The 18,414-nt window shown below is 60.7% G+C and carries 15 protein-coding genes and 1 pseudogene; 8 read left to right on the top strand and 8 right to left on the bottom strand.

Annotated features, from left to right (window positions below):
• Positions 1-208 precede the first annotated feature (208 nt).
• Complete coding sequence (locus AACY02_RS00815; protein WP_339430346.1) at positions 209-643, top strand: TM2 domain-containing protein; 435 nt, start codon at positions 209-211, stop codon at positions 641-643.
• A gap of 73 nt (positions 644-716) precedes the next feature.
• On the opposite strand, the gene AACY02_RS00810 is transcribed toward AACY02_RS00815, so the two are convergent.
• The 7 genes from AACY02_RS00810 to gshB all read right to left on the bottom strand — a co-directional run bounded on the left by AACY02_RS00810 (position 717) and on the right by gshB (position 6,646).
• Complete coding sequence (locus AACY02_RS00810; RefSeq protein WP_339430345.1) at positions 717-1,988, bottom strand: dihydroorotase; 1,272 nt, start codon at positions 1,986-1,988, stop codon at positions 717-719.
• Positions 1,985-2,989, bottom strand: a complete 1,005-nt coding sequence (locus AACY02_RS00805) for an aspartate carbamoyltransferase catalytic subunit (protein WP_339430344.1) — start codon at positions 2,987-2,989, stop codon at positions 1,985-1,987. Before AACY02_RS00805 ends, AACY02_RS00810 begins: the two co-directional genes overlap by 4 nt.
• A 26-nt stretch (positions 2,990-3,015) precedes the next feature.
• Positions 3,016-3,522 carry a bifunctional pyr operon transcriptional regulator/uracil phosphoribosyltransferase PyrR gene (gene pyrR / locus AACY02_RS00800; protein WP_339430343.1) on the bottom strand — a complete coding sequence of 169 codons (507 nt, stop codon included), beginning with the start codon at positions 3,520-3,522 and terminating at the stop codon, positions 3,016-3,018.
• Between the two features lie 97 nt (positions 3,523-3,619).
• Positions 3,620-4,057: a Holliday junction resolvase RuvX gene (gene ruvX / locus AACY02_RS00795; RefSeq protein ID WP_008077844.1), complete on the bottom strand. Its 438-nt coding sequence runs from the start codon at positions 4,055-4,057 to the stop codon at positions 3,620-3,622.
• The gene (locus AACY02_RS00790) at positions 4,057-4,629 is read right to left on the bottom strand and encodes a YqgE/AlgH family protein (RefSeq protein WP_339430342.1); all 573 of its coding nucleotides are present in this window, start codon (positions 4,627-4,629) and stop codon (positions 4,057-4,059) included. The genes ruvX and AACY02_RS00790 overlap by 1 nt, the downstream gene beginning before the upstream one ends.
• Positions 4,630-4,715: 86 nt before the next feature.
• The gene (locus tag AACY02_RS00785; RefSeq protein ID WP_339430341.1) at positions 4,716-5,615 is read right to left on the bottom strand and encodes an energy transducer TonB; all 900 of its coding nucleotides are present in this window, start codon (positions 5,613-5,615) and stop codon (positions 4,716-4,718) included.
• 77 nt (positions 5,616-5,692) lie between these two features.
• Positions 5,693-6,646: a glutathione synthase gene (gshB, locus tag AACY02_RS00780; protein WP_339430340.1), complete on the bottom strand. Its 954-nt coding sequence runs from the start codon at positions 6,644-6,646 to the stop codon at positions 5,693-5,695.
• Positions 6,647-6,871: 225 nt separating this feature from the next.
• Between gshB and pilG the strand changes: the two genes are divergently transcribed.
• The 7 genes and pseudogenes from pilG to AACY02_RS00745 all read left to right on the top strand — a co-directional run bounded on the left by pilG (position 6,872) and on the right by AACY02_RS00745 (position 17,732).
• Positions 6,872-7,276: a twitching motility response regulator PilG gene (pilG, locus tag AACY02_RS00775; protein WP_007913673.1), complete on the top strand. Its 405-nt coding sequence runs from the start codon at positions 6,872-6,874 to the stop codon at positions 7,274-7,276.
• A 60-nt stretch (positions 7,277-7,336) separates the two neighbouring features.
• Positions 7,337-7,702 (top strand): twitching motility response regulator PilH, encoded by a 366-nt coding sequence (gene pilH, locus AACY02_RS00770; protein ID WP_221732374.1) that lies wholly within the window; start codon positions 7,337-7,339, stop codon positions 7,700-7,702.
• A 10-nt stretch (positions 7,703-7,712) separates the two neighbouring features.
• Positions 7,713-8,252, top strand: coding sequence for a chemotaxis protein CheW (locus AACY02_RS00765; protein ID WP_339430339.1), 540 nt, complete (start codon positions 7,713-7,715; stop codon positions 8,250-8,252).
• A gap of 141 nt (positions 8,253-8,393) precedes the next feature.
• Positions 8,394-10,454 (top strand): methyl-accepting chemotaxis protein, encoded by a 2,061-nt coding sequence (locus tag AACY02_RS00760; RefSeq protein WP_339430338.1) that lies wholly within the window; start codon positions 8,394-8,396, stop codon positions 10,452-10,454.
• A gap of 11 nt (positions 10,455-10,465) precedes the next feature.
• Complete coding sequence (locus AACY02_RS00755) at positions 10,466-16,375, top strand: Hpt domain-containing protein (RefSeq protein WP_339430337.1); 5,910 nt, start codon at positions 10,466-10,468, stop codon at positions 16,373-16,375.
• Positions 16,368-16,838: a chemotaxis protein CheW gene (locus tag AACY02_RS00750; RefSeq protein WP_339430336.1), complete on the top strand. Its 471-nt coding sequence runs from the start codon at positions 16,368-16,370 to the stop codon at positions 16,836-16,838. The genes AACY02_RS00755 and AACY02_RS00750 overlap by 8 nt, the downstream gene beginning before the upstream one ends.
• Before the next feature lie 527 nt (positions 16,839-17,365).
• Positions 17,366-17,732, top strand: a pseudogene (locus tag AACY02_RS00745) (DUF6124 family protein).
• 164 nt (positions 17,733-17,896) lie between these two features.
• Here AACY02_RS00745 and AACY02_RS00740 read toward each other — a convergent pair.
• Positions 17,897-18,238 (bottom strand): hypothetical protein, encoded by a 342-nt coding sequence (locus AACY02_RS00740; RefSeq protein WP_339430335.1) that lies wholly within the window; start codon positions 18,236-18,238, stop codon positions 17,897-17,899.
• Positions 18,239-18,414: the final 176 nt, after the last annotated feature.

The raw sequence follows: 18,414 nt of genomic DNA, 5'->3' as shown, positions 1-18,414 counted from the left end.
GCTTTTTTGTCCCTACCGAGGCCGTTGGTCGATTCAATCGGGAGGCAACGGAACCAAATAAGCTGCAAATTGACGCGATTGTCTGACAGAGGTCCGGTGTTATAAGGGTTTGACGGACGTCACCTTAACATTTGCCATACGTCGGCCACCTGTAAAAAAGTCACAAAGAATTCAAGAATATTTATCTATCGTGTGCAACGAGGTCTTCATGAACAGCTATCGGTTACCCCGTGTGAAGGAAAAAGACACCCACAGCAAAGTGATCGGCTACCTGCTGTGGATTTTCGGTTTTACCGGCGCTCACCGCTTTTATTACGGCAAACCGGTGACCGGGACGATCTGGTTTTTCACCTTCGGTTTGTTAGGGATCGGTTGGCTGATCGACGTGTTTCTGATCCCGGCGATGGACCGCGAAGCGGATCTGCGATTTGCCGCAGGACCGATCGAATACAACGTGGCGTGGATTCTGCTGACGTTCCTTGGCGTGCTCGGTGTGCACCGGATGTACCAGGGCAAGTGGATCAGCGGCTTGCTGTACCTGCTGACCGGTGGGTTGTTCTTTGTGGGTGTGCTGTATGACTTCTGGACGCTCAATGATCAGGTGTCGCTGCGTAACGCCGAAAATCGCGGCGCCTTCCAGTAAGCCTTCGCGAGCAAGACCGCTCCCACACTGGATTTGTGATCGACACCAATCCAGTGTGGGAGCCAGCCCGGTATCAAGCCTGGTGGCTGATCCGTCCGTCCACCAAGGTATAGCGAACCACACCCGGCAAGCTGTGACCGAGGAACGGGCAGTTCTCGCCCTTCGACAGCCAGCCTTCGCCGGCCACGGTCGAGGCTTTCGGATCGAACAGCACGATATCCGCCGCACCGCCGACCGCCAGTTTGCCCGCTGGCAGGCGCAGCGCCTGCGCTGGGCCTGCGCTCAAGCGTGCCAGCAGGGTCGGTAGATCGAGCAAGCCATCCTCAACCAGCGTCATCGCCAGAGGCAGCAGCAATTCAACACTGCTGATGCCCGGCTCGGTCGCGCCGAACGGTGCCAGTTTGGCGTCACGCTCGTGGGGCTGGTGATGGCTGGAAATCGCCGACACCACACCCGACTTCACGGCTTCACGCAGGCCATCGCGGTCGGCGCGGGTGCGCAGCGGCGGCTGGACGTGATAGAGGCTGCTGAAGTCGATCAGCGCTTCGTCGGTCAGAATCAGCTGATACAACGCCACGTCTGCCGTCACTTTCAAACCACGGGCCTGCGCCTGAGCGATCAGCGCGACGCCGCGAGCGCTGGTCAACTGGCTGAAGTGCGCGCGCACCCCGGTTTGCTCGACCAGCAGCAGGTCCCGGGCCAAGGCCACGGTTTCAGCGGTTTCCGGAATGCCCGGCAGGCCAAGGAAGCTGGCGGTTGGGCCTTCGTGGGCCAGCCCCCCGTCTGCCAGATCGTGATCCTGCGAGTTGAAGATCACCGTCAGGTCGAAGGTGGCGGCGTACTCCAGCGCCCGGCACAGGGTACGGGTGTTGCGGAAACTCTCCAGACCATTGCCGAATGCGACGCAACCGGCGTCACGCAGGGCGATCAGTTCGGCCAGTTGTTCGCCGTCCAGGCCTTTGCTCAGCGCGCCAATCGGGAAGACCTTGGTGTTGCCGGCCTCGCGGGCGCGGTCGAGAATCAGCTCGGCCACGGCAGAGGTGTCGAGCACCGGTTTGGTTTTCGGCGGGCAGCACAGGCTGGTCACGCCACCGGCCGCCGCCGCGCGGGTTTCGCTGGCGATGCTGCCTTTGCGGCTGTAACCCGGCTCGCGCAGGGCGACGTTCAAGTCGACCAGGCCCGGAGCGGCCACAAGGCCTGTGGCGTCGATGGTTTCGACAGCGTTGAAACCGGCCGGCGCCGCGCCCAGGGCGACGATCTTGCAGGCTTGAACGTGAATATCGGTGATTTGATCCAGGCCACTGCTTGGATCGATGACGCGGGCGCCGAGAATGCTGAGCTTCACTGGGCGTTCTCCTGCTCGAATTGACGTTGCGCAGTCTGTCCGCTCATGGCCATCGACAGCACAGCCATACGCACCGCGATGCCGTAGGTCACCTGGTTGAGGATCACCGAGTGCGGGCCGTCGGCCACCGCCGACTCGATCTCCACCCCACGGTTGATCGGCCCCGGGTGCATGACGATGCAATCGGGTTTGGCCCCGGCCAGACGTGCAGTGGTCAGGCCGAACAGGCGATAGAACTCGCCTTCGCTCGGCAGCAGGCCGCCGGACATGCGTTCACGTTGCAGGCGCAGCATGATCACCACGTCAACGTCCTTAAGGCCTTCAGTCATGTCGGTGTACACCTTCACGCCGTACTGCTCGATGCCGATCGGCAGCAGGGTTTTGGGCGCGATCACGCGGATGTCCGGGCAGCCGAGGGTCTTGAGGGCGAGCATGTTCGAACGCGCCACCCGCGAGTGCAGGATGTCGCCGACGATGGCCACCGAGAGGTTTTCGAAGCCGCCCTTGTGCCGACGGATGGTGAGCATGTCGAGCATGCCTTGCGTCGGGTGCGCGTGACGGCCGTCGCCGCCGTTGATGATCGCCACTTGCGGGCAGACATGCTCGGCGATGAAGTGCGCGGCGCCGGAGTCGCCGTGGCGCACGACGAACATGTCGGCGGCCATGGCTTCGAGGTTGCGCAGGGTGTCGAGCAGGGTTTCACCTTTACTGGCCGACGACGTCGACACGTTCAGGGTGATCACGTCCGCTGACAGCCGCTGGGCTGCCATTTCGAAGGTGGTGCGGGTGCGGGTGGAGTTTTCGAAGAACACGTTGCACACGGTCTTGCCGCGCAGCAACGGAACTTTCTTCACTGCGCGGGCACCGACTTCAAGGAACGAGTCGGCGGTGTCGAGGATTTCCGTCAGCAACTCGCGGCGCAGGCCATCGAGCGAGAGGAAGTGGCGCAGCTGGCCCTGATCATTGAGCTGCAGCGGGCGCTTGGTATCTAGAGGCGTCATCGCGAGGGGACTCTCAATAGGGCGGATTAAGGATTCAGGTCTTGCAGTTCGAGCGTCAACGGCTCGGGGCCGGACAGCTTTACGCGCTCGTGGGCGGCCAGCGACAGCGTTGCGCCGACCACGTTCGGGCGGATCGGCAGCTCGCCAGCGTCCAGATCGAGCATGCACACCAGGGTCACGCTGGCCGGGCGGCCATAGTCGAACAGTTCGTTCAGGGCGGCGCGGATGGTGCGTCCGCTCATCAGCACGTCGTCGATCAATACCAGATGCTGGCCTTCGATTTCGAAGGGCAGGGAGGACGGACGCACTTGCGGGTGCAGGCCGTTCTGGCTGAAGTCGTCGCGGTAGAAGGAGACATCCAGCGTGCCCAGTGGTGCGTCGCTGCCCAGTTCCTTGAGCAGAGCCTGCGCGACCCAGATGCCGCCAGTGCGGATGCCGATGTAACGCGGTTCGCTGATATCACGCTGTGCAAGGTGCGCCTTGAGGCGGGTCGCCATCTGACTGATCAGATCGGCGGGATTGGGCAGGCTCATGGTTGCTCCTTCTTCAGCCCGAGCCGTGTCCTACCGGACGTGGCTGGGGGTTTGGCCAAAAGAAAAGCGCCGTAGCGCTTTGCAGAATTAAATGCAGTCAGGATTCGAACAATGCAGTGTTTTCATCGAGCCAGCCTTGCAACAGCAGGGCGGCGGCGATGGCGTCCACCGGGTTGTCGCGGTAACTGCCCTTTTGTCCGCCACGTACCAGACGCTCGCCCTTGGCCTCGAACGTGGTCAGGCGTTCGTCGTGGGTATAGAAGGGCACATTGAAGCGGCCGTTGAGGCGGCGGGCGAATTTCTCGGCGCGCAGGCACATCTCGCTCGGCGTGCCGTCCATGTTCAGCGGCAAACCGACCACCACGGCGTCGGGTTTCCATTCCTTTATAAGGGCCTCGACCTGGTTCCAGTCGGGCACGCCGTTCTGCGCTTTCAAGGTGCAGAGTTCGCGGGCCTGGCCGGTGATCACCTGGCCGACGGCAACGCCGATCTGTTTGGTGCCGTAGTCAAAGCCGAGAATCAAGCGCAGGGCCATCAGGCGTGACCTGCCTGGCTGGTCAGCAGGTTGAGGTTGATCCCCAAGTGCCTGGCCGCCGCTTCAAGGCGTAATTCGCTGGTGGTGTTGAACAGGATGTCGGCATTGTACGGGCAGTTCAGCCAGGCGTTGTCGGCCATTTCGGCCTCCAGCTGCCCGGCTTCCCAACCGGCGTAGCCGAGGGCGATCAGGCTTTTCGCCGGGCCGACGCCGTCAGCAATGGCGAACAGCACGTCCTGCGAGGTGGACAGGGCCAGGTCGCCGTCGAGCTGGGCGGTGGCCTGGAACGTCTTGCCCGCCGGGTGCAGAACGAAACCACGATCGGTCTGCACCGGGCCGCCGATGAAGATCGGCACATGCTGGCAGAGGCCGGGCGGGTCGATTTCCGGGCGCAATTGCTCAAGGATGTCTGCCAGATTCAGCTCTTGCGGCCTGTTGACCACGATGCCCATGGCGCCATTGGCCGTGTGCTCGACGATGTAGGTCAAGGTGTGGGCAAAGTTCGGGTCGGCCATGTGCGGCATGGCGATCAGGAATTGGTGCTTGAGGTAGCTGGGGCTGACGTTTTTCATGTGCGCTAGTGTGGCGTTCAAGGGGCGAACTGACAAGCTGGGGATGCTGGCAGCAACACAGTTCCCACAGGGGATTTGCGGTGTGTTCAGTTGCTCGAGAGTTTGTCACCCCGGGCGAATTTCCAGGTGCGGATGATTTCCAGTCGGTCGATATCCGACAGATCGCCGGTAAACGGTGCAAACGGCGCCGCCAGCCGGACGATGCGCTGTGCCGCCTGATCCAGCAGCGGATGGCCGGACGATTCCAGCACCAGCACTTCATACAGCGAACCGTCGCGGTTGATCGAGACCAACAGGCGCAAATTACCGTAGATCTGTTTGCGCCGCGCTTCGTCGGGGTAATTGAGGTTGCCGATGCGCTCGACCTTCTTGCGCCAGTCGTCTTTGTACCAGGCGCCCTTGTCGCGCATGGTCGATGCGGCGCTCAAACGGTGGATGCGCGGGCGTTTGGCGTAGAGTTGTTGTTCCTTGGCCAGTTCCGCTTCGAGGCTGGCGATGTCGCTGGACAACTGGGAGCTGTCGAACTCCGGCGCGTCGACGGTCGGTTTGACTTTGGTTTTGGGTTCTTCTTTCTTGGTTGGCGCTTTTTTCGGCTTTGGCGCGACCGTGGTCACGGCAGCCTTCGGCGCGGCTTCCTGTACTTGCGGTTTGGCGGCCGGTGGCGGGGTGACTTTTTTGACCTGATTGTCCTGGAACGGCGCGACTTCGGTGGTCTTGGGGATCGCCTTCTTGTCGAGGGTGCCGCTGCCTTCCTGATGTTCCTGCGCCAGAAAGTCAGCTTTCTCGGGCTTCTTTTCGCTCTTGAAGGTGGCGAGGGTGATTTCCAGGGTTTTGCTGATCTGCTTGGGCTCGACCATCGTGAAGCCGACGCCTAGCAGCAGCGCCAAATGAATCAGCGCCGCGAGAAACAGGGTAAATCCGAGGCGATCGGCCGGGCGCACGCCGCGATGGGCGAGTTCAGTGGGCAGATCGGACGGGAGGGTCATGACAAGGAAACCAACATCGCGTTTTTCAGAGGCGGGGCATGATAACGCAATGTTGGTCGCATCTTGGTTGTTCTATCTCAACGAGCTTGAAGCTTCTGATCGATGGCATCCATCAACAGGCCACCAATGTCGGTGCCAAACGCGTTATCGATTTCACGGATGCAGGTCGGGCTGGTGACGTTGATCTCGGTCAGGTGCTCGCCGATCACGTCCAGGCCGACGAACAGCAGGCCTTTCTCGCGCAAGGTCGGGCCGACCTGAGCGGCGATCCAGCGATCCTTGTCGGTCAGCGGCCGCGCTTCACCACGGCCACCGGCCGCGAGGTTGCCACGGGTTTCGCCCTGCGCCGGAATCCGCGCCAGGCAGTAATCCACCGGCTCGCCGTCGATCATCAGAATGCGTTTGTCGCCGTCCTTGATGGCTGGCAGGTAAGCCTGACCCATGATCTGCTGGCCGCCGAGAGCGGTCAGGGTTTCCAGAATCACCGAGAGGTTCGGATCGCCTGCACGGTGGCGGAAGATCGAGGTGCCACCCATGCCGTCCAGCGGCTTGAGGATCACATCGCCGTGTTTGGCGGCGAATTCACGCAACACATCCGCGCGGCGGCTGACCACGGTCGGTGGCGTGCACTGCGGGAACAGCGTGGCGAACAGCTTTTCATTGCAGTCGCGCAGGCTCTGCGGCTTGTTCACCACCAGCACGCCCGCGGTTTCGGCTTGTTCGAGCAGATAAGTGGAGTAGACGAACTCCATGTCGAAGGGTGGATCCTTGCGCATCAGGATCACGTTCAGATCGCTCAGCAGGTTGTCCTGCTCGGCGTCCAGTTCGAACCATTTTTCCGGGTTGGCGAAGACTTTCAGTGGGCGCATCCGCGCCCGCGCCTGACCTTCGGCCTGATACAGGTCGCGCTGCTCCATATAGAACAGCTCCCAGCCGCGCTTCTGCGCGGCCAGCAGCATGGCCAGCGAGCTATCCTTTTTATAGGAGATGCTGGCGATAGGGTCCATGACAATCCCGACGCGAACGCTCATTGGATTTTCCTCGAAAATTGGCTACCGGATCGGTATTGAAAAAGTGCCGCCAGAGTGGCTCCGAGCGGGTTTTCGGTCAAGGAAAAACCCGTCGATAGATTGCATCTGGAGACTGTGCTAAAAAGGCTGCCATGCCGTGCTGGCCCTTGAACATCAAGGGTTTCCGGCCATCAGTCATCACAAAACGGACAATTTGATTCGCAAAGGCGACGGTAGAGCCCCCTTATGGAACAGCAGTCCAGCGCCTTGAAGGTCATGGTGATCGACGACTCCAAAACGATTCGTCGCACCGCCGAAACATTGTTGAAAAATGTCGGCTGCGAAGTGATCACGGCGATTGACGGTTTCGACGCGTTGGCGAAGATCGCCGACAACCATCCCGGAATCATTTTTGTCGACATCATGATGCCGCGTCTGGATGGTTATCAGACCTGCGCTTTAATCAAGAACAACAGCGCGTTCAAGGCAACGCCGGTGATCATGCTGTCGTCCAGGGACGGGTTGTTCGACAAGGCCAAGGGCCGGATTGTCGGCTCTGATCAATTTTTGACCAAGCCTTTCAGCAAGGAAGAACTGCTCAACGCGATTCAGGCCCATGTTCCGGGCTTCGCCGCTGTTTTGCCGCAGTAAGACACGCACAGTGACGCTCGGCCAGCGGGCCGGATGTCGACAAGAAAAATGGGGAAAACCATGGCACGTATCCTGATCGTCGATGATTCGCCGACTGAAATGTACAAACTGACCGGCATGCTGGAAAAGCACGGCCACGAAGTGCTGAAAGCCGAGAACGGCGCCGACGGTGTCGCGCTGGCCCGTCAGGAAAAACCTGACGCGGTACTGATGGACATCGTCATGCCCGGCCTCAATGGCTTTCAGGCGACCCGTCAGTTGACCAAGGACGCCGATACCAGCCACATCCCGGTGATCATCATCACCACCAAGGATCAGGAAACCGACAAGGTCTGGGGCACTCGTCAGGGCGCCAGGGACTACCTGACCAAACCGGTCGACGAAGAGACCCTGATCAAAACCCTGAACAACGTACTCAAAGGCTGATCGCGCAACCATGAGCGAATCGCTGACCGCGTTCGAACTGCTCTGGCAGATCGACCAGCGCTGCCGCTTGCTGGCGGCGGACCTGCCGTCGCAACCGGCGCGCCAGGATCGCTGGAGCGGCATCGGCTTTCGCCTCGGCGAGCACTGGTATGTGGCGCCGATGGGCGAAGTCAGCGAAGTGCTGCATGAACCGCGTTTCACTCAGTTGCCCGGGGTCAAACCGTGGGTCAAGGGAGTCGCTAACCTGCGTGGGCGGTTGCTGCCGATCATGGATCTGTGCGGTTTTTTCGGTCATGAACTGTCGCCACTGCGTAAACAGCGGCGGGTATTGGTGGTGGAGCATGGCGAGGTGTTTGCCGGGCTGATGGTCGATGAAGTCTTTGGCTTGCAGCACTTCGATCAGGACAGCTTCGAGCCCATTTCGATCAGTAAACGGCAGGGTTCCAAGGCCGAGTTCGTCAAAGGGTATTTCCGCCGTGAGCAGAACTGGCGGGTGTTCAGCCTGTTTGCGCTGGCACAATCCCCGGTGTTCATGAGCGTCGCAATTTAGTCGAAACACCACAAATCCCATGTGGGAGCGGGCTTGCTCGCAAATACGGTCTGACATTCAATTCGATGCTGGCTGACCCACCGCATTCGCGAGCAAGCCCGCTGCCACATTGAATGCGGCAGGTTTCATAGGCGAGGACCGATGACAAAAGCAAACACAGGCAAGTCGGCGGAAGGATCGCGCAGTCGCTCGCAGATCGTCGTGCTGTTCATCGCACTGATCGTGTTCATCATGCTGCTGTTCGCCAACTTCGCCTACCTCAACACCCAGGCGAACCACGACAAACAGTACATCGGCCACGCCGGGGAACTGCGCGTGCTCTCGCAACGCATCGCCAAGAACGCCACCGAAGCCGCTGCCGGCAAAGCGGCTGCGTTCAAGTTGCTCAGTGATGCGCGCAATGATTTCGCCCAGCGTTGGGGGTATCTGAAAAAGGGTGACCCGGCCACCGGCCTGCCAGCCGCGCCGTCTACCGTGCGCCCGGAAATGCGCGCCGTGCAACTGGACTGGGAGCGCCTGCTGAAAAACACCGACGCCATCCTCTCCAGCGAACAGACCGTACTGTCCCTGCATCAGGTCGCCGCGACCCTGGCCGAAACCGTGCCGCAGTTGCAGATCGAATACGAAAAAGTCGTCGAGATTCTCCTTCAGCGCGGCGCTCCGGCCGCCCAAGTGGCGATGGCTCAGCGCCAATCGCTGCTGGCCGAACGCATCCTCGGCGCGGTCAACACGGTGCTGGCCGGTGATGAAAACTCCCAACAAGCCGCCGACGCCTTTGGCCGCGACGCCACCCGTTTCGGCCAGGTACTCAACGGCATGCTTCAGGGCAACCCGACGCTGAAAATCAGCCAGGTCGAAGACCGCGACGCTCGTGCGCGCTTGAGTGATATTTCCGAGCTGTTCCAGTTCGTCTCCGGCTCCGTGGATGAAATCCTCGAAACCTCGCCGGAGCTGTTCAAGGTTCGCGAGTCGGCCAGCAACATCTTCAACCTGTCGCAAACCCTGCTCGACGAAGCTTCGCACCTGGCCAACGGTTTCGAAAACCTGGCGGGCGGGCGCAACACCGACACCATCGGTGGCTACGTGCTGGGCTTGCTGGCGCTGGCCTCGATCATCCTTATAGGCCTGGTGATGGTGCGGGAAACCAATCGCCAACTGCGCGAGACTGCCGAGAAAAACGAGCGCAACCAGAACGCGATCATGCGTCTGCTCGACGAAATCGAAGACCTCGCCGACGGCGACCTGACCGTGACCGCCTCGGTCACCGAAGACTTCACCGGGACCATCGCCGACTCGATCAACTATTCCGTCGACCAACTGCGCGATCTGGTCGCCACCATCAACCTCACCGCCGGCCAGGTCGCCGCTGCAGTGCAGGAAACCCAGGCCACCGCCATGCATTTGGCGCAGGCCTCCGAGCATCAGGCCCAGCAGATTTCCGAAGCCTCGAGCGCGATCAGCGACATGGCCGAGTCCATCGATCAGGTCTCGGCCAACGCCGCTGAATCCTCGGCGGTGGCCGAGCGCTCGGTAGAGATCGCCAACAAGGGCAACGAGGTGGTGCACAACACCATCCACGGCATGGACAACATTCGCGAGCAGATTCAAGACACCGCCAAACGCATCAAACGCTTGGGTGAGTCTTCCCAAGAAATCGGCGATATCGTCAGCCTGATCGACGACATTGCCGACCAGACCAACATTCTGGCCCTCAACGCCGCGATTCAGGCGTCGATGGCCGGTGATGCCGGACGCGGTTTTGCCGTGGTGGCCGACGAAGTGCAGCGGCTGGCCGAGCGCTCGTCCGCCGCCACCCGGCAAATCGAAACCCTGGTGCGGGCGATCCAGACGGACACCAACGAAGCGGTGATCTCGATGGAGCAGACCACCACCGAAGTGGTGCGCGGCGCACGGCTGGCGCAGGATGCCGGTGTGGCCCTGGAAGAAATCGAAGGCGTGTCCAAGACGCTCGCGGCGCTGATTCAGAGCATCTCCAATGCGGCGCAGCAGCAGACGTCGTCGGCTGGGCAGATCTCGCTGACGATGAACGTGATCCAGCAGATCACCTCGCAGACGTCGTCCGGTTCCACGGCCACCGCCGAGAGCATCGGCAACCTGGCAAAAATGGCCAGTCAGTTGCGCCGCTCGGTGTCCGGCTTCACCTTGCCGGCGGCCTCCGCGTCGGCGACGGATAAAGTGTGATTGGAGCTGCCATGGGTGATCGCCACGACTATGTGGCCCTCGAGTGGGTCAAAGGCGAAATTGCCGAAACGCTGAAACAGGCGCATCGGGCCATTGAAACCGTGCTCGATGATCCGCAGGCGACGCCTGGGCTGGACGAGTGCCTGGATTACATCCATCAGGTCCACGGCAGCCTGCAAATGGTCGAGTTCTATGGCGCGGCACTGCTGGCCGAAGAAATGGAGCAACTGGTCGAAGCCCTGCAACACGAGCGCGTCAGTCATCGCGACGAAGCCCTGCACCTGTTGCTGCAAGCCCTTGGGCAATTGCCGATCTACCTTGATCGCGTGCAGAACGCTCGGCGCGATCTGCCGTTGGTGGTGCTGCCGCTGCTCAACGATTTGCGCAGCGCCCGGGGCGAGAGCCTGCTCTCGGAAACCAGCCTGTTCAGCCCACAACTGCCCGAACTGCCGCCCCTGAACGCACAAGCGCTGGCATTGCTGGCGCCGGCAGAACTGCCAAACATGCTGCGCAAATGGCGCCAGATGCTGCAAATGGCCTTGGTCGGTTTGCTGCGCGAGCAGGACGATCAGACGCACCTCGATTATCTGGCGAAGGTCTTCACCCGCCTCGAAGCCTTGAGCGGCGATGCACCGTTGAGCCCCTTGTGGCAGGTGGCATCAGCCTTGGTCGAAGGCATGCGCCAAGGCGAGATCGCCAACAGCCCGGCGCTGCGCAGCCTGCTCAAGGACGCTGACAAGGAACTCAAACGTCTGCTCGAACAGGGCATGGCCGGCCTCAACCAACCGCCACCGCCGGAGCTGCTCAAAAGCCTGTTGTTCTATATTGCCAAAGCCGAACATCCCACCGGGCAGATGCTGACCATGAAAGATCACTACTCCCTGGACGACGCGTTGCCCGACAGCGCGATGGTCGACGAAGAGCGCACGCGCCTGGCCGGCCCCGACCGCGACGCGATGCGCTCGGTGCTGGCGGCGTTGTGTGAAGAGCTGGTGCGGGTCAAGGAGCGCCTGGACCTGTTCGTGCGCAGCGACCGTCAGCACACCTCGGACCTGGAAGCCCTGCTGGCACCACTGCGGCAGATCGCCGACACCCTCGCGGTGCTCGGTTTCGGCCAGCCGCGCAAAGTCATCATCGATCAACTGGCGGTGGTGCTCAGCCTCGCTCAAGGCCAGCGCGAGCCGAACGACGCCATCCTGATGGACGTCGCCGGGGCGCTGCTGTATGTCGAAGCCACGCTGGCCGGCATGGTTGGCACGGTCGAGCCGCAAAGCCCGGAAGATTCGCGCCTGCCGACCACCGACCTGACGCAGATCCACCAGATCGTGATCAAGGAAGCGCGCATCTGCCTGCAACAGGCCAAGGACATGATCGTCGACTACATCGACGCCGACTGGGATCGCCAGCATCTGCTGCCGCTGCCGGCGCTGCTGACCCAGGTGCGCGGTGCGCTGGCGGTGATTGCGCTCGGTCGCGCGGCCAAACTGGTCGAGGCCTGCAATGGTTTCATCCGCGAACACCTGCTACTTGATTCGCACGAACCAGGCTGGCAGCAACTGGACAACCTCGCCGACGTCATCACCAGTCTTGAGTATTACCTTGAGCGTTTGAGCGATGACCCACTGGCGCCGAGCGAGCAACTGCTGGACGTCGCGCAAAAGTCCCTCGCCAGCCTCGGTTTCTTTCCCGACGAGCAGCCCGACGAACAGCATGTGCCGGTGCTCGAGGATGTGCTCAGCCCCAGCGAAGCGCTGGTGATGCAAGACATGCAGGCGCTCGACGACCCGCACATCGTCCAGTCGCTGGCGGATGTGCTGGCCAGCCCGGTGTCGGCGGTCAACCCGCCGGCACTGATCACCCCCGGCAGCCTGATGCCGCCGCCGGCGGATGAAGAACCGGTCGACGATGAACTGCGCGAAGTGTTCCTCGAAGAGACCGACGAAGTCCTTGAAGTCCTCCACGAGTACTTACCGCGCTGGACGGCCCATCCGCAGGATCGCGCCGCGCTGAGCGAACTGCGCCGTGCCTTCCATACCCTCAAGGGCAGCGGGCGGATGGTGCGTGCGTTGATCCTTGGGGAACTGGCGTGGGCGGTGGAAAACCTGCTCAATCGCGTGCTGGAACAAAGCGTCGAACCCGGTTCGGTGGTGCAGCAACTGCTGGGCGACACCGTGCTATTGCTGCCGGAACTGATCAGCGAGTTCGCCACCCACCGTCAACGCCAGCGCAGCGATGTCGATCAACTCGCCGCCCGCGCCCACGCCCTGGCCAAGGGGGACGAACCGCTGGCCGCCGAAGACACCGATGACGTCGCGGCACTCGACCCCTTGTTGCTGGAGATCTTTCGCAACGAGGCCGAAAACCATCTCGTCAGCCTCAATCGTTTCCTCGATCAAGCCGCCGAACACGTGCCGCTGCAAGCCAGCGACGAGTTGCAACGTGCGTTGCACACCCTCAAGGGCAGTGCATCGATGGCCGGGGTCTCGCCGATTGCCGAACTGGCCGCCCCGCTCGATAAACTCGCTCGCGAATTCAAGGCCCATCAACTGGCGCTGGACCTTGATGAGGTGGAATTGCTGCTTGAAGCCGAAGGTCTGTTTCGGGTCGGCCTGCGTCAACTCAAGCACGATCCGCTGGCACCGATTGTCGGTGCTCAGTCGCTGATCAAACGCACGGAAACACTGCTCGCCGAACGTCTGGAATCGATCCTCAATGCGCTGAACACCGGCCTGCGCGTCAAGCGCGACCCGCAACTGATCAACAATTTCCTCGCCCAGGGCATGGACATCCTGCTCGACGCCGAAAGCCTCTTGCAGCGCTGGCAGCAGCACCCCGGCGAACGTCAGGAACTCAGCGCGTTGCTGGACGAACTGACCACCCTCGGCGAAGGTGCGCACCTGGCGGATCTGCTGCCGGTCGACGTCTTGTGCGAAGCCTTGCTCGACCTTTATGGGGCCGTCGAAGAAAGCAGCCTGGCGGTCAGCGACAGGTTTTTTCAGGAAGCGCAGAACGCCCACGAAGCGCTGATCAACATGCTCGACGAACTGGCCGCCGGTCAGGAAGTCACGCCGCAGCCTGAGCGGATTCGTGCCTTGCATGACCTGCTCGATGAGAGTCTCGACCCGTCCTCCATGGGCTTGATCCGCAGCGATGGCAGCCGCAGCCTGAGCATCCGCGAGCTGGGTGCGGCGACGGCCGAACTGTCACAAACCGCTGCGTCTGCTGCGCCGGCTGACGAGATTGTCGAGATCTTCCTCGAAGAGGCGGTGGACATTCTCGACAGTTCCGGCCAGGCCTTGCAGCGCTGGTTGAAAGACCCTGACAACACCGCGCCGCTGTCGTCCCTGCAACGCGATCTGCACACCCTCAAGGGCGGTGCGCGGATGGCTGAGGTCGAGGCCATCGGCGATCTGGCTCAGGAACTGGAAAGCCTTTATGAAGGGCTGCTCGATCGGCGCTACAGCCATAACCAAGCCTTGGAGCGCTTGCTGCACAAGAGCCATGACCGGTTGGCTCAGTTGCTTGATCAGTTGCAAAACCATCAGCCGCTGACCCCGGCTCAGGATCTGATTGAAACCATTCGAAAGCTGCGCCAGGGGCAGACGCTGGGCGAAACACAGCCGCCGACGGTGGATCCCGACAGCGCCGGGCACGATCCGGAACTGCTGGAAATCTTCCTCGAAGAAGGTTTCGACATCATCGAAAACTCCGGCGCTGCGCTGCTGCGCTGGCAAGCCGAGCCGGGCAATCGCCAGGAAGTCGAAACCCTGCTGCGCGATCTGCACACCCTCAAGGGCGGCGCGCGGATGGTCGAGATCGGCCCCATCGGCGACCTCGCTCATGAGCTGGAGTACCTCTACGAAAGCGTCTCGGCGGCCACGCTGCCAACCTCGGCCGAGCTGTTCGCCCTGGTGCAGCGCGGCCATGACCGACTGGCGCAAATGCTCGATGCCGTGCGCGCCGGGCAACCGTGCCCGCCGGCGGATCGGTTGATCAATGCGATCCAGAATTTCAGTCACCCGGCGAGCCTCGACACGCCGCCGCTGTTGCCTGTGCCGGTAAAAACCGAAACCACGGCGACCGCCCCGGACGCCGGTGCGGACATGGTCAAGGTCTCCGCCGAACTGCTCGACGATCTGGTCAACCTGGCCGGGGAAACCTCGATTTTCCGGGGCCGCATCGAACAGCAAGTCAACGACGCGCAAGTGGCGCTCAACGAGATGGAAACCACCATCGAGCGCATGCGCGATCAATTACGCCGCCTCGACACCGAAACCCAGGGACGTATCCTCAGCCGTCAGCAAGTGGACGCCGAACGCCTCGGTTACGAAGAATTCGATCCGCTGGAAATGGACCGTCACTCGCAGTTGCAGCAACTGTCGCGGGCCCTGTTCGAATCCGCCTCCGACCTGCTCGATCTCAAGGAAACGCTGGATCGACGCAATCAGGACGCCGAAAACCTGCTGCAGCAGCAAGGGCGGATCAACACCGAATTGCAGGAAGGCCTGATGCGCACGCGCATGGTGCCGTTCGAACGGATGTTGCCGCGCCTCAAACGCATCGTCCGCCAGGTCGCCGAAGAGCTGAACAAAGATGTCGCGTTCGTCGTTGGCAATGCCGAAGGCGAGATGGATCGCAACGTGCTTGAGCGCATGGCCGCACCGCTGGAACACATGCTGCGCAACGCCGTTGACCACGGGCTGGAAACCGCCGAAGTACGGTTGGCAGCGGGCAAACCTGCGCAAGGACAGATCCGCCTCGACCTGTCCCGCGAGGGCGGCGACATCATTTTCGACATCCGCGACGACGGCGCCGGGGTGCCGCTGGACGCTGTGCGCCGCAAAGCGATCAAGCGCGGCATGCTCGCCGCGCAGGCCGAGATCAGCGACCGCGACGTGCTGCAATTCATCCTCCAGCCGGGGTTTTCCACCGCCGAAAAAATCACCCAGATTTCCGGGCGCGGTGTCGGCATGGATGTGGTTCACGAAGAGGTCCGGCAACTGGGCGGCAGCATGAGCATCGATTCGGTACCGGGGCAGGGCGTGCATTTTCGCATTCGCCTGCCGTTCACCGTGTCGGTCAATCGTGCGCTGATGGTGCAGTGCTTTGAAGACCAGTACGCGATACCGCTGAACACCATTGAAGGCATTGTTCGGGTATTGCCCAATGATCTGGAGGGGCATTTTCGCCAGGATCCGCCGAGCTACCAATACGCCGGGCAACGCTATGAGTTGTGTTATTTGGGCGAGCTGCTGAAAACCGCGCCGCGCCCCAAACTGATTGGCCAGAGCCTGCCGTTGCCGGTGCTGCTGGTGCAGTGCAACGACCGTCACGTCGCCGTGCAGGTCGACGCCATGGCGGGCACCCGCGAGATTGTGGTCAAGAGTCTTGGCCCGCAGTTTGCGGCAGTGCAGGGCGTGTCTGGCGCAACCATTCTCGGTGATGGCCGGGTGGTGCTGATTCTTGATTTGCTGGCGCCGATCCGGGCGATGCAGGCGCGCGTTGCGCAGCATCCGACGCTGCCGGACATCGACAGCGAACCGCACAAGCCGCTGCTGGTGATGGTGGTCGACGACTCGGTCACCGTGCGCAAGGTCACCAGCCGTTTGCTCGAACGTCACGGCATGAACGTGCTGACGGCCAAGGACGGGGTCGATGCCATGTTGCTGCTGGAAGAACACATGCCCGACCTGATGCTGCTCGACATCGAAATGCCGCGCATGGACGGCTTCGAAGTCGCCACCCAAGTGCGCCACGACGAACGCCTGCAACACCTGCCGATCATCATGATCACCTCGCGCACCGGGCAGAAACACCGCGACCGCGCCATGGCCATCGGCGTCAATGACTACCTCGGCAAGCCGTATCAGGAGTCGGTGCTGCTCGAGAGCATTGCCCACTGGAGCAAGAAACATGCATGAGCGCCGGTACAATGCGCGTAACAGCCAACTCACCGGCCTGCTGCTGCCGCTGGCCGATCGCAACCTGATCCTGCCCAACGTCGCCGTGGCCGAGCTGATCGACTACCAGGCCAGCGCGTTCGATCTCGATACGCCACCGTGGTATCTGGGGCGAGTGAGCTGGCGTGAACGGCAGATCCCGCTGCTGAGTTTTGAATCGGCGTGCGGGCAGAAAATCGTCATCGGCGAACGGGCGCGGATCGTCATTCTCAATGCCCTCGGCGGGTTGCCGGAGCTGAAGTTCATTGCGCTTCTGGTGCAGGGGATACCGCGTTCGTACAAACTCGATAGCCAGTTGAGCTATGTCGATGTGCCGTTGTGTGAATTGGAGCAGGCGGCGGTGCAGGTCGGGGAGCAGGTGGCGAAGGTGCCGGATTTGTTGGGGTTGGAGAAGTTGTTGGTGGATGCGGGTCTCGTTGACTGATCCAAGATTTGCGGTGACCAGACTGGACTCTTCGCGAGCAAGCTCGCACAGTAGGTTTATGTCGTACACAAAATCTGCGTTCTCTGAAGATCTCCTGTGGGAGCGAGCTTGCTCGCGAAAGCGCCAGTCGCCACACCTCAATCCGACAGACAAATCCTCAATCTCTGTGCGCAATAAACGCCTTCCAGTCGCGTTGTTTAAAGACACTAGGTGTTACGGCTCCCTAGCCTACAAATCCTTGCGCCGCTGCCTACGCATGCACCAGAATCCGCCGGCTTGTGCGCCTTTGGCATGCTGCGTAACTTGATTCCGTCACTGATTTCCAGTGATCGGGTTTAGCAGCCCGTGGCTAATCTAAGGGTGCACATACATCATCGTCAGGCTCAGCGCCTGCATTCGATGGCGGCTGTGCGCAGGGCGCTTCGGCGCGCCGGCTTCCTTAGGTTCCCCGGTCTGCTAACCTGCGTTCAGCTGCCACCCCTTCTTTTAGCAGAGAAGCGGTTCCAGCTTTATTTCGGAACCTGAAGATGATTAAACCTACGCCTAACCCCCCGCTCACAGACCCGGCATCCCCCTACGAATCCCCCCGATTCAAAGAAATTCCACGAAGCCGCCGAACGCGCCCTCGACCATTACCTCGGCCCGACCAACGCCGACCTGATGGCCACGCCTTACACCCCCAACACGCTGTACATGGCCAACCCCAATGCCGACACCGAATCCCTGCTGGCCGACGCCAGCGAAACCCTCGGCTCGGCTACGGTCATGCTCAACAACCATGCGGCAATGGTGGAAGGTACGCACCGCAAGACTGTGCAAGGTATTGCGCAGGTGGTGATGGTGGCGGAGATGGCTGTGAATCGTATTTTGGACAAGTTAGTGCCCACAGATTGATCCAGTTTTTTTCAATGATGTTGACTCGTCTTAATGATCGTTCCCATACATAGCATGAGGACGATCATCGGCGGACTGATCCAGCCTTCTTGTGATTTTTGTGCCTTAACTTAACGTGTGCAGCAGGCTAAGTCGGGTTTTAGTTGAGCTGCATGTTTGTGGCATTAGCAAGGGTTATACGTAAGTTTGCCATTGCAATTATTTAGCCCGGTTTCAAGAATCGTATATACCGAAACGCTTTCCTTGTTATATACCGTGTCATTGATTTCTCTCGAGTTGATACGATTCTCAATCTCGCGATGTGTGCTCGAGGCCAGGCAAGTAGCTTCTATCGTACAAATAGCAGCACCTCCAGCCTCATATTTTGTAAGGTTTGATAGTTTGCATGTCTGGGCAGCGCTTGTGGCATCCCATAGTTGCTTACATCCTGCATCGATTTCTGCAAATGCAACATGACTAACAAATGCCGATATTGTCGCCACAATTAAAACCTCAATTTTTTTCATTTTAAACGCTCCATTTTAGAGTTGCGTATGTTCCGATGCTGTAAAAACTTTTGCACGGACATCATTTCACATTTAAAACTTGCGTCCACCTGTCATGTATGACAGGTGTTAATAATGTTAAGAAATAAAAAAGCTGTAGCGCTATAAGAATTTGATCGTCTTGTTCTTTGGATGGT

The organism is Pseudomonas sp. EA_65y_Pfl2_P78 (genome assembly GCF_963970495.1).
Classification (GTDB): domain Bacteria; phylum Pseudomonadota; class Gammaproteobacteria; order Pseudomonadales; family Pseudomonadaceae; genus Aquipseudomonas; species Aquipseudomonas baetica_A.
This window is presented reverse-complemented; position numbering and strand designations above follow the sequence as displayed.